This window comes from Arthrobacter sp. BB-1, from assembly GCF_006151685.1.
Taxonomy (GTDB): domain Bacteria; phylum Actinomycetota; class Actinomycetes; order Actinomycetales; family Micrococcaceae; genus Arthrobacter.
Genome location: NZ_VDEV01000027.1, coordinates 24,305 through 36,340, shown reverse-complemented (window position 1 = coordinate 36,340; position 12,036 = coordinate 24,305). Strand labels below are relative to the sequence as shown.

Below are 12,036 nucleotides of genomic sequence, written 5' to 3'. Positions count from 1 at the left end.
GGCGGGACGCACACACACAGGGACGCACCCACCCGGACGCACACAGACACAGGAGGCCGGCCGTGACCATCATCGACAACGCCGTATACGTCGACGGGCTCCGGACAGAGGATCCCGGCAGCCTGGACGAGACCTATTTTGTGCTCCGGCAGCGCGAGGGAATGGCATGGATCGGCCTCTACCGGCCGGACGCCGAGGAACTGCAGTCCGTGGCCGAGGAGTTCGACCTCAACGCGCTCGCCGTCGAGGACGCCCTGGCCGGACACCAGCGGGCCAAACTGGAGCACTACGGCGAGTGCGTCTTCCTGGTGCTGCGGCCGGCCCGCTACCTGGACGACGTGGAAAAGGTGGACTTCGGCGAGATCCACGTCTTTGTCGGCGCCGACTACGTGGTGACGGTCCGGCATGCCGAAGCCCCGGACCTGGCCAAGGTGCGCCGGCGGATGGAAGGCATGCCGGAGTTCCTGGCGCTGGGCCCCGATGCTGTGCTCTACGGCATCCTGGACCAGGTGGTGGACGAGTACGAGCCCGTGGCGGCGGGCCTTGAGAACGACATCGACGAGATCGAGGACGACCTTTTCGGGGCGGACCCGGAAGTTTCCCGGCGCATCTACGAGCTTTCCCGCCAGGTCATCACCTTCCAGCGCGCCACCAGCCCGCTGGTGGGGATCCTGCAGGTCCTGATGGCCGGGACGCCGGAGCGGGAGCCCGATCCGGAACTCCAGGACCACTTCCGGGACGTGCTGGACCACGTGCTCCGGCTCACTGAACGCGTGGCATCCTTCCGCGCGTTGCTGCAGAACGCGCTCGCCGTGAACGCCGCGCTCGTGGCCCAGCGGCAGAACGACGAGATGCGACGCCTCACCGAATCCAGCATTGCGCAGAGCGAGCAGGTCAAGCGGATCTCGTCCTGGGCGGCCATCCTGTTTGCCCCCACGCTGGTGGGCACCATCTACGGCATGAACTTCCGTTCCATGCCCGAGCTCGACTGGGTGTTCGGCTACCCGTTTGCCCTCGGCCTGATGATTGCCATGGGCTTGGGGCTCTACTGGACGTTCCGCCACAACAAGTGGATCTAGCGCCCGCCTGTACAGAGCGCCCGCTTGTACAGTGGGTCCATGCCCACGCCGCAGCCCACTGTGCCCCCGATTGAGGAACTCCTGGCCGGCGCGCACGTGGTGAGCCTGCCCATGCGGGTGAAGTTCCGCGGCATCATGGAGCGCGAGTCGCTGCTGCTGCACGGCCCCGCCGGCTGGGGCGAGTTCTGCCCGTTCCCCGAGTACGGCGACGCGGAGGCTTCCCGCTGGCTCTCTTCCGCCGTGGAGGCCGCCTGGCACGGCTTCCCTGCTCCGCTGCGGTCCGTGGTCCCCGTCAATGCCACGGTGCCCGCCGTTCCCGCGGACCGCGTGCCGGAAGTGTTGGCGCGCTTCGGCCGGGTGGACGCAGTGAAGGTCAAGGTGGCGGAACAGGGACAAACGCTGGACGACGACGCCGCCCGCCTCGCTGCTGTCCGTTCCGCCCTCCCGGAGGCCGCCGTCCGTGTGGACGCCAACGGCGGCTGGGACGTTCCCACGGCCATCGAGGCACTCACCCGGCTCGCCGGCGTCAGGCTTGAATACGCCGAGCAGCCGGTGCCCACCATTGACGGCCTGGCCGAGGTGCGGCGCGCCCTCCGCGAGGCGGGCACCCCGGTGCTGATCGCCGCGGACGAGAGCGTCCGCAAGGAATCCGACCCCCTGCGGGTTGCCCGCGCCGGCGCGGCGGACCTCATCGTGGTCAAGGTGGCGCCGCTCGGGGGAGTGCGGCGCGCCCTGGACATCGTGGCGCAGGCGGGACTGCCCGCCGTCGTCAGTTCCGCACTGGACACCTCGGTGGGCATCCGCGCGGGCCTCGCCCTGGCGGCCGCGCTGCCGGACCTGCCGTATGCGTGCGGTCTGGGGACGGTGTCCCTGTTCGAATCGGACATCACCACGGATCCCCTGGTGGCCGACGACGGCGCCATCCGCCTGCGTGACGCCGCCGCCGACGCCGGGCTGCTGGAGCGGTACGCGGCTTCCGCGGAACGGCGGGACTGGTGGCTGGCCCGGCTCTGCCGCGTCCACGCCCTCCTCACCCCCCAGCCACCCTCTCTCACTTAACGTCGCTTTTCGGGCCACCCTCGCTCACTTAACGTGCCTTCCGAACGAACGCCCTTGCATATCTGCGCAGGTCATCGGGGGTTACCGGCGGGTTTACCTGCGGTTCACCTCGCTGACGGCTGCGCGTAGGAACCGGCTGAAAGGGTGGGGGCACCGCATCGATTTTTTGGAAGGCACCCATGTCTGAAACGACTGCCCGCAAGTTCACCCTGCTGCCGATGCTCGGCCACACCAAGGGCAAGCGCAGCGCCATCACCTGCGCCCTGAAGTGCGACAATGCCTGCGCCGGCGACGTCTGCAACACCAGCTCCAACAGCTACTTCCGCGACATCGCCTCCGCCACCATCTCCCGCCGAGCCGCCCTGGGCTTTGGCGCCGCCGGTGCCCTCGCCGTCGTCCTCGGCAGCGCGGTAACCTCCCCTGATTCCGCAAGCGCAGCCGGTCTGTCCAAGGCCGCCAAGGAGGGTTTCGGCAAGTCCAAGCTGCAGTTCACAGCCATCCCGTCGATTGACGCCATGGTGGATGCCGTCACGGTTCCGGAAGGCTTCACCTGGAAGCCGGTCATCCGCTGGGGCGACCCCATCTTCAACGACGCGCCGGAGCTGGACCTGAACAACCAGACGGTTGCAGCCCAGGAAAAGCAGTTCGGCTACAACAACGACTACACGGACATCCTGGAGATTCCGGGCAGCAAGGGCCGCCGCGCCGTTTTGTTCTCCAACCACGAGTACACCAACGACGCCATCATGTTCCCGCCAACCATGCCGGCTGAGCAGCAGCGCAAAGTGGGAGCAGCCGCACACGGGCTGACCGTGGTGGAGCTGGAGCGCCACAACAAGAACCAGCCGTGGACCTACGTCAAGGGCGCAGGCCTGAACCGCCGCTACCTGAACAGCACGGTCTATGAACTGACCGGCCCCGCTGCAGGATCTGCGCTGGTCAAGACCGTTGAGGACAAGGACGGCCGCTTCATCAAGGGCACGCTGGGCAACTGCTCCGGCGGAACCACCCCGTGGGGCACCATCCTCTCCGGTGAGGAGAACTTCCAGGGCTACTTCGTCGGCAATGGCACTTCCGCCGGAGACAAGCGCTACGGCATTACCAGCAAGCCAACCGCCCGCAAGTGGGAACTGGACGAGGACCGCTGGGACACCCGTAAGCCCGGCTACGAGAACGAGGCCAACCGCTTCGGCTGGATCGTGGAAGTGGACCCCTTCGACCCCACTTCCACCCCGAAGAAGCACTCTTCCCTGGGCCGCTTCAAGCACGAGGGCGCCAATGTCATCATCGCCGGGTCCGGCCACGTGGTGGCTTACTCCGGCGACGACGAGCGGTTCGACTACCTGTACAAGTTCGTTTCCAAGGACAAGTACGTCGAGGGCGACCGTAAGCACAACATGACCCTCCTCTCCGCCGGCAACCTGTACGTCGCCAAGTTCACTGGCAACTCACCGGCTGCTGAGATCACCGGCACCGGGGCCGTTCCCGCCGACGGAGCGTTCGACGGTATCGGCGAATGGCTGCCCCTGGTGGTGGACGGCAAGTCCGCCGTGAAGGATATGACCGTCGAAGAGGTCCTGGTGTACACCCGCCTCGCGGCCGACAAGGTTGGCCCCACCAAGATGGACCGCGCCGAGGACGTACAGCCCAGCCTCCACACGGGCAAGGTTTACGTGGCGTGCACCAACAACTCCAACCGCGGCACCGGGACGAACGAAGGCGCCACCGAGGTCAACCCCCGCAACCAGAACCGTGACGGCCACATCGTGGAAATCACCGAGACCGGCGACCAGACTTCCACTACCTTCACCTGGAACCTGCTTATGGTCTGCGGCGATCCCAAACAGGGCGACGTCACCTACTTCTCCGGCTTCCCGGTGGACCAGGTCTCGCCCATTTCCTGCCCGGACAACCTCGCGTTCGACTCCGTGGGCAACCTCTGGATCTCCACCGACGGCGCCCCCTCCGGCATCGGCCGTGCGGACGGGCTCTTCAAGGTCACCCTGGAAGGCGCGGAGCGCGGCAAGGTGGAGCAGTTCCTGGCTGTTCCGCGCGACGCCGAGACCTGCGGCCCCATCATCCACGATGAGGAGCGCACCGTGTTCGTTGCCGTGCAGCACCCGGGCGAGGACGGTACGTTTGAGAACCAGCTCTCCTTCTTCCCGGACTACGTCGCGCCAGGCACCGCCCCGGCTCCCGGCCAGGTGCGTGCACCGCGCCCGTCCGTGATCCAGGTGTTCCGCACCGACGCCTGACCTTCCACCCCCAGCCTGCGACCCTCTCTCATTTCCTGCGGGTTTCGGGTCAACGCTCTCTCACCTTGGTCCTTCACCGGCCGGTAGGTGAGAGAGCGTTTGGGTTTAAGGCACGTTTAGTGAGAGAGCGTTTGGGTTTAAGGCACGTTAAGTGGGAGAGCGTTTGGGGGTGGCAGACTGGTTTGGTGACTTCGTTGAACGAGCCTGCCCCCGACGCCTCCCACACTGCTCCTTCCCCTTCAGAGGCTTCCGACGCCGCCCCTTCCCTCAGCGCCTTGGCCGCGGCGAGGATCGCCGTCGGGGTTTTGGTCGACGGCGGCGTGCAGCACGTGGTGGTTTCGCCCGGTTCCCGTTCCGCCCCCATGGCATACGCTCTGGCCGAAGCCTCGGCTGAAGGCCGCGTGGAACTGCTGGTGCGGATCGACGAGCGTTCGGCCGGGTTCACGGCGCTGGGCCTGGCACTGTCCACAGGCTCGCCGGCGGCCGTACTGACCACGTCCGGGACCGCCGTCGGAAACCTGCTGCCGGCGGTGATGGAGGCGAACCACGCCGCCGTCCCGCTGGTGGTCCTGTCCGCCGACCGCCCGGACGAGCTCCGCGGCACCGGCGCCAACCAGACCACTGTCCAGCCGGACCTCTTCGGCGAGCAGGTGCGCTTCGCGGCCGACGTCCCTGCCGGGGCGGACCCTTCGCGCGCCATCCGGACAGGGCTTTCGGCCGCCACGGGCGCGTTCCCGGACCTCCCGCCCGGCCCCGTCCAGCTCAATCTGGCTTTCCGCGATCCGCTGGTCCCGTCACCGGGAGAGGAGATCCCGGCGGCTGCCGTCCGGCAGCGCTACCGGATCGGCGCCGAGCCGCTCATCATGAACCTGCCGCCCGCTTCAGCCGGGCTGCCCGAGCGGCGGACGGTGGTCCTGGCAGGGCACGACGCCGGGCCGGTCGCCGAAGCGTTCGCCCGCGCCCACGGCCTGCCACTGCTGGCAGAGCCGTCATCCAATGCGCGTTTCGGTCCGAACGCCGTGGGGCCGTACCGGCTGATGCTGGAGCACTTCGGGCTGGGTTCCGCCATGCCGGTCGAGCGCGTGGTGCTGTTTGGCCGGCCCACACTCTCCCGTCCTGTGGCGGCCCTGCTGGCCCGCGCAGATGTTCCGTCCGCCCTGTACCAGCCCGTTCCCGTGGCCTGGTTCGAGCCGGGCCGCCGCACCGAACTGCCGCTGGAAAACCTTGCAGACCTCGCGGAATTCGCCGGCCGCGGGGCGCCGGAGTGGCTGGATACCTGGCTACTGGCGGGCTCGGCCGCCCAACATGCCCTGGACGGAATACTTTCCGCTGACCCCGCAGCCACCGGCCCATCCGTGGCCTCGCTGGTGTGGAAGCACAGCGGCGGCCAGCTGCTCCTGGGCTCCTCCAACGGAATCCGGGACGTGGACCTGGCCGGGCTGCCTGCCCCCGAGCCGGCCGCCACCGTCTACGCCAACCGCGGGCTTGCGGGCATCGACGGCACCATCTCCACGGCCACGGGCCTGGCGATCGGCGGCCGGCAGGAAACCACCGTCCTGCTGGGCGACGTCACTTTCCTGCACGATGCCGGCGGGCTGTTCCTCGGTTCCGGGGAGGAGCAGCCGCAGCTCCGGATCGTGGTCCTCAACGACTCAGGCGGCGCCATCTTCGACCTGCTGGAGCACGGGGCGGTGCGCGAGGCCGGTACGTACGGTGACGCCGTCGAACGCCTCTTCGGCACCCCCCACACAGTGGACCTTTCGGCACTCGCCGCAGCGTACGGCGTCGGGCATTCAGCGGTCAGTACGACGGCGGGGCTCGCCGAGGCGCTTGCCAGGCCGATCGAAGGCCGCACCATCGTGGAGGTCCGCACGGACCGGCACAACCTTCGCGCCCTGCATGGGCGGATCAACGAAGCTGTGGCCGCCGCCGTCGGGGGAGTACTGGCCCCGTAGGACCGCTCACCTGGACGTCGGCCTGAACTGACAGTGAACGCTTCGCCGGTGGGCGTCGCCTCACGGCAGCGCTCCTTCCCGGGTCACGCGCTGCTTTCCTTGATTGCGGCTTGAAAGGCCGGGAGGCTGCGTTCAATCATGTCCTCGTTGGCCGTCAGGGAGATCCGGAAGAACCCCGGCGTTTCGAACAGCACGCCCGGGAACACGAAGACGTCCCTCCGGGCCAGCGACTCGGTGAACGCTTCGTCATCCGGGACGGGGGACGTGACATACAGGTAGAACGTGCCCTCCGGCGGCTGGAGGCGGTAACCCATGCCGCCCAGGGCATCAACCAGGCGGTCCCGGCGCCGCTGCAACTGCCCGACGTCGATGGAAAACTTCTCCAGTTCGGGCAGCGCATGCTGCAGCAGGGCATTCGGGTACACCCAGCCCATGGCCACCTGCAGCCCGGTGATGGCCGGGCGCATCTCAGCTCGGTCCGGCAGGGTGGGCGGCAGTGCAAGGTAGCCAACGCGCTGGCCGGGGGAGAGGTGGGTCTTGCCGTAGGAGTATGCCAGGAGCGTGTGCGCGTAGAACTCCACGGGGCTGTGGAAACGGAGCCCGTCGAACACAATGCGGTTGTAGGCTTCGTCCGAAACGAGGTAGATCCGGCGTCCTATTCTCGCGGAGGCAGCCTCCAGCAGTTGGGCCAGCCGAAGCAGGAGCTCGGGGGAGTAGATCCGGCCCGTCGGGTTGTTGGGCGAATTGACGATCACAACCCTGGTGCGCTCCGTGATGGCAGCTCCGATCGCGTCCAGGTCCAGATCGAACGTTGCCATGTTGGCCTTGACCTTGACCGGCACGAGCCCGGCTTCAAGGATCAGGGGCTCGTACAGGAACCACGGCGGAAGGCTGTAGACAACCTCGTCACCGGGATCCGCCACGGTCTTGAGGGCCAGGGCGATGGCGGCGAAACCGCCCGTGGTCAGGTAGATGTCCTCCGCCCGGAACGGCACATCCAGCAGCCGCTGGAGGGATTCCGCTGCCGCTTCCCGGGCGCCGGCACCGTTGGTCTTGTACGCAAACCACTGGTCATTCCGGGGTGTCAGCGCATCCCGCAGCGTATCGACGTAGCGGTCCGGCGGCATCTGGTGGGGGTTGCCGAACGTGAAGTCACAGATGTCCGCCTGCCCTTGCCGGCGGACGTCAGCCTGGGTGATGTAGGCATCCACCCGCTGGAAGGAGGGGATCGACGCCAGCTGCGCAGCGCGGGCAGATACTGACGACGTGGCCTGGAATGAAGCTGTCGGATCGTTCACGTCAGCACTCCTGGATAGGGCGGCCGGAGGGGACGGCAGCCGGACGGCAGCGCGCTGCTGAGCCAGTGGAGGCTGTGGTGGGGTCCATTGTCGGCTCCGGCATGGACAGAAGTAAAGGCCCTTGGATGCGCAAATGCCCTGGCGCTACCGGAATTCCGGTAGCGCCAGGGCATTCGGGCGTCGGCGCCGCGCCGGGAAGCGCGCGTGGCGCCTCGGGGACTCGCTACTCCTCGAGGCCGATGTGCGTCGGATCGAGGACGCGGCGCAGGAACTCCTTGGTGCGTGGCTGGGTGGGAGCACCAATGACCTGCTCGGCCGCGCCCTCCTCCACCACAACTCCGCCGTCCATGAACACCACGCGGTCCGCCACCTCGCGGGCGAAGCCCATTTCGTGGGTCACCACCAGCATGGTCATGCCCTCCTTGGCGAGGTTCCGCATGACGGAGAGGACATCGCCTACGGTTTCGGGGTCCAGCGCGGAGGTGGGCTCGTCGAAGAGCATCAGCTCCGGGTCCATGCTGAGGGCGCGGGCGATGGCCACGCGCTGCTGCTGCCCGCCGGAGAGCTGGTCGGGGAAACGGTCCGCGAGGTGTCCCAGGCCTACGCGCTCCAGGTTGTGCAGGGACACCTTGTCCGCCTCGGCCTGGGAACGCTTGAGGACCTTGGTCTGGGCGATGGAGCAGTTGCGCTTGGCGTCCAGGTGCGGGAACAGGTTGAACTGCTGGAACACCATGCCTACCTTGCGGCGCATTTTGTCGATGTCCACGTCCGGGTCCGTGGCCTCGAAGCCGCCCACGTGGACGCTGCCCTGGTTGGGCTGTTCCAGCAGGTTCACGCAGCGGAGCAGGGTGGACTTGCCGGAGCCGGAGGGGCCGATCAGGCACACCACTTCGCCCGGCGCCACGTCCAGGCTGATGCCCTTGAGGACCTCGTTGGAGCCGTAGGACTTGCGCAGGTCCTTGATGGAGACGCCGGCGGCGTGGATGGTGCCGGTGCCGGCGGAGGAATTTACGACGTCGTTCATGGTCTTCCCTGCCTATCGATTGTTCCGCGCGGTGCGGCTTTCGAACTTCCGGGCCAGGAAGCTCAGGGGGATGGTGATCACCAGGTAGAAGGCGCCGGCCACCAGGAGCGGCGTCAGGCCTGCACCGAGGCTCGAGATGCCGTCGCGACCGAACTTGGTGAGCTCGTACTGGGAAGCGGTGAGGCCCAGGACATAGATCAGGGAGGAGTCCTTGGTCAGCAGGATGACCTCGTTGGTCAGCGGCGGCAGGACGATCTTGAAGGCCTGCGGGATGACGATGGTGACCATGGCCCGCCACTGCGGCATGCCCAGCGACCGGGCGGCTTCCAGCTGGCCCTTCGGCACTGCCTGCAGGCCGGCGCGGAGGGTTTCTGCGATGTAGGCCGAGGCCACCATGCCCAGGGAGACCATGACGATCACGGTGATGTTCCACGAGACACCGAACGCCAGCGGCACACCGTAGCCGAAGGCGATGAAGACCAGCAGCGCCGGGATGCCGCGGAAGAACTCGATGTAACCGGTGGCGATCCAGCGGTACAGCGGGAAGCTTGAGAGCTTCATCAGGGCCAGCAGCAGGCCGCCGGAAAGGCCCACGATGAAGCCGAGGAACGTGTAGATCAGGGTGTTGACCAGGCCAGTCACAAAGATGCCCGGGAACATCGGCCCGATCTTGGCGAAGTTGAAGACGCTGTTGCCGATGGTCTTCCAGTCGGTGGCCAGGATCAGTGCGGCGATGGCCACAACAAAGATTCCTGCCTGGACATACAGGCTTACTCTGGCTCGTTGACGTGCGGTCATTGCCATGGGGTGCTCACATTCGTTGTGCGTGGCAGAGGCCCCGGACGGACTGCGTACAGCCCGTCCGGGGCCCCAACTGCGGAGTTCTCAAGGCGGCGTAGCTCTCGGGGCCGTGAGGGAACCAGGGGCGGGGCCCTGGACCTGCACGGCGACTACAGCGCCGTGGCTACTTGGCGGTTTCGCCGAACCAGGTGGTCTTGAACTTTGCCAGGGAACCGTCGTCGGCCAGGCGCTTGAGGGTGCCGTTGACCTTCTCCGCCATGGCGGTGTTGCCCTTCTTGATGGAGATGCCCAGCTGCTCGCCGGTGGCGAAGTCCTCAACGCTCTTGAACTTGGGCTGGTCCTTGATGGCGTAGCCCAGGACGGACTGGTTGCCCAGGGCTGCGTCGATGGTGCCGGCTTCGAGGGCCTGCACCAGGAGGCCGGTGTCCTCGAACTGCTGCGCGTCGATGCCCTTTTCCTGGGCGTAGTCGGCGCCGGTGGTTGCCTGCTGGACACCCACCTTCTTGCCCTTGGCGTCGTCCAGGCCCTTGATGCCGGAGTCCTCGCTGGCAACCAGGGCCAGGTCGTCATCCAGGTATGGGGTGGAGAAGTCCATGACGGACTTGCGGGTGTCGGTGATGGAGATCGAGGAGATGCCCAGGTCGCACTGGGTCAGCGCGGTGCCGGTTTCGATGGCCTCGAAGGAGCTGTCCACGATGCTCAGTTCGGCGCCGAGGTCCTTGGCGACCTCCTTGGCAATGTCGATGTCGAAGCCGACGGTCTGGCCGTCCTTCTCGAATTCGAACGGCTCGTAGGGGATGTCCGAGCAGACCGTGAGCTTGCCGGCGTTGATGAGCTGGATGCCGCCTTCGGACGCTGCCGGGGTGGAGCTTCCGCCGCCGCAGGCCGTGAGGGTGAGGGCGCCGACGGCGAAGACTGCTGCTGCCTTGGCGGTCATTTTGGCCGTGGCCAGGGACTTGAGCTGCATGTTTCTTACCTTTTGTTGCGGGGAGTATGCGGTACTAAATCGGTTCATAGTGTAGCGCCGATTATGAGATGTGCATCACAGGAAACTTAGTTTCACTATTGGATAACTAAATCACAATGGAAATCAAGCGCGTCGGAGGTGCACATGTCTCCTATCCCGGACAGGGGGAGTCAGCTGCTGATGCCAAGGGACTCAAGCATCGGCCGGAACTTGGCCCACGTCTCGGCGAGCTCGGCCTCAGGCTGCGAGCCGTCCACTATTCCGCAGCCGGCATACAACCGCACGGTGGTGGGGGACTCGATGACGGCGCCGCGCAGAGCGATGCCCCACTCACCGTTCCCCGCAGCGTCAAGCCAGCCCACCGGTCCGGCGTACGGTCCGCGGTCCAGGTGCTCCAGCTTGCGGATGAGCGCCCCGGCCACCTGCGTGGGGGTTCCGCAGACGGCGGCGGTGGGGTGCAGGGCGTTGATCAGCGCAAGGCAGGTGGGCACATGGCCCTCGATCTCGGCCAGCTCGGCCTTTACGTCGGACGCCAGGTGCCACACGTTGGGCAGTTCCAGGATGAACGGCTCGTCGTGCGCGTTCATGGCTTCGGAGAAGGGTGCCAGCTGCGAGGTCAGCGACTGGATGGCGATATCGTGTTCGTGCCGCTGCTTTTCGGACCCTGCCAGTACCCGGGTGGCGTAGTCCATCGGGAGGCCGTCCTCGCCGTGCGCATCGCGGCGGTCCAGTGTTCCCGCCAGCACGCGGGCCTGGGCGGTGCGGCCCTCAACCTGGATCAGCATCTCGGGAGTCGCCCCCACCAGCCCGTCCACCCCGTACGTCCAGCACTCGCGGTACCGCGCGGCGAGCTCCCGCAGTACCGCGGAGGCATGTACGCCGGAGGGAATAGTGGCCACCACGTCCCTGGCGAGCACCAGTTTTTCCAGCGCACCGGTCCGGATTTCGGCCACCCCCGCTTCCACGGCGGCCATCCAGGCTTCCTCGCTCAAGGAGCCTGTGTGCAGCGTTGCCGCCGCAGCGAGCGGAAGGGGACGTACGACGGCGCCGCCCGCCTTCGCGGAACCTCCGCCTGGGGTGCCGTCCCCGGCAGGGCCCGCTGCCGCCGCCGTCGTGCCTGCTGCAGCAGATTCGGCCGCGGCAGCTGCGGAACCACCGGCAAGCCAGCGGTCCAGGGCGGCGAGGGCGCCGGCCTCGGTGAGGGGGCCGTCGTCGAACGTGAGGTGCGTGAGCCAAACCTGCCCGTCACGCACGCCCACCACGATCTCCGGCACGATCAGCCGCGATTCGTGCGCGGAGGTCTTGGAGAAGGCAAAGGAACCGAAGGCCACCGGTCCTGTCCCGGGAAGCTCCACGGAATCAGTGACGTCGGCCTCGAGGACCAGGTGCCGCCACCAGATGTCGGCCTCAAGGAACCGCTCGGGACCGGTTGCCGTAAAACGCGCGATTTCGCCGAATCCCGCCAGTCCGGCCTCGCGGCGGGTCCAGCAGAGGACATCGTCCCGGACCAGAAACGCAGGAAGCCCCCCGGGGAATTCTTTTCCATCCAGGGGGACTGTCAAGGTGCGGAACGTGCTCGTCATGATGAGACAACACTA

Annotated in this window: 9 protein-coding genes; 4 read left to right on the top strand and 5 right to left on the bottom strand. The window is 67.0% G+C overall.

The window, feature by feature from the left end; genetic code table 11:
* Positions 1 to 62: 62 nt before the first annotated feature.
* The 4 genes from FHJ30_RS15155 to menD all read left to right on the top strand — a co-directional run bounded on the left by FHJ30_RS15155 (position 63) and on the right by menD (position 6,348).
* Entirely contained in the window at positions 63 to 1,079 is a 1,017-nt protein-coding gene (locus FHJ30_RS15155) for a magnesium and cobalt transport protein CorA (RefSeq protein ID WP_139030097.1), read from the top strand.
* Positions 1,080 to 1,118: 39 nt separating this feature from the next.
* Positions 1,119 to 2,138, top strand: coding sequence for an o-succinylbenzoate synthase (locus FHJ30_RS15150; RefSeq protein ID WP_139030096.1), 1,020 nt, complete (start codon positions 1,119 to 1,121; stop codon positions 2,136 to 2,138).
* A gap of 179 nt (positions 2,139 to 2,317) precedes the next feature.
* Positions 2,318 to 4,393, top strand: coding sequence for a PhoX family phosphatase (locus FHJ30_RS15145; protein ID WP_139030095.1), 2,076 nt, complete (start codon positions 2,318 to 2,320; stop codon positions 4,391 to 4,393).
* Between the two features lie 185 nt (positions 4,394 to 4,578).
* Positions 4,579 to 6,348, top strand: a complete 1,770-nt coding sequence (gene menD, locus FHJ30_RS15140; RefSeq protein ID WP_139030094.1) for a 2-succinyl-5-enolpyruvyl-6-hydroxy-3-cyclohexene-1-carboxylic-acid synthase — start codon at positions 4,579 to 4,581, stop codon at positions 6,346 to 6,348.
* Positions 6,349 to 6,431: 83 nt separating this feature from the next.
* Here menD and FHJ30_RS15135 read toward each other — a convergent pair whose 3' ends face one another.
* The 5 genes from FHJ30_RS15135 to FHJ30_RS15115 form a co-directional block, all read right to left on the bottom strand.
* A complete protein-coding gene (locus FHJ30_RS15135) occupies positions 6,432 to 7,646 on the bottom strand; it encodes an aminotransferase class I/II-fold pyridoxal phosphate-dependent enzyme (RefSeq protein ID WP_139030093.1) in 1,215 nt (404 codons plus the stop codon).
* Between the two features lie 223 nt (positions 7,647 to 7,869).
* The gene (locus tag FHJ30_RS15130; RefSeq protein ID WP_139030091.1) at positions 7,870 to 8,670 is read right to left on the bottom strand and encodes an amino acid ABC transporter ATP-binding protein; all 801 of its coding nucleotides are present in this window, start codon (positions 8,668 to 8,670) and stop codon (positions 7,870 to 7,872) included.
* Between the two features lie 12 nt (positions 8,671 to 8,682).
* On the bottom strand, positions 8,683 to 9,474 hold the full coding sequence (locus tag FHJ30_RS15125) for an amino acid ABC transporter permease (RefSeq protein WP_139030089.1): 792 nt from the start codon (positions 9,472 to 9,474) through the stop codon (positions 8,683 to 8,685).
* A 160-nt stretch (positions 9,475 to 9,634) separates the two neighbouring features.
* Positions 9,635 to 10,438, bottom strand: coding sequence for an ABC transporter substrate-binding protein (locus tag FHJ30_RS15120; RefSeq protein ID WP_139030087.1), 804 nt, complete (start codon positions 10,436 to 10,438; stop codon positions 9,635 to 9,637).
* 170 nt (positions 10,439 to 10,608) lie between these two features.
* Positions 10,609 to 12,021 (bottom strand): isochorismate synthase MenF, encoded by a 1,413-nt coding sequence (locus tag FHJ30_RS15115; protein WP_139030085.1) that lies wholly within the window; start codon positions 12,019 to 12,021, stop codon positions 10,609 to 10,611.
* Positions 12,022 to 12,036: the final 15 nt, after the last annotated feature.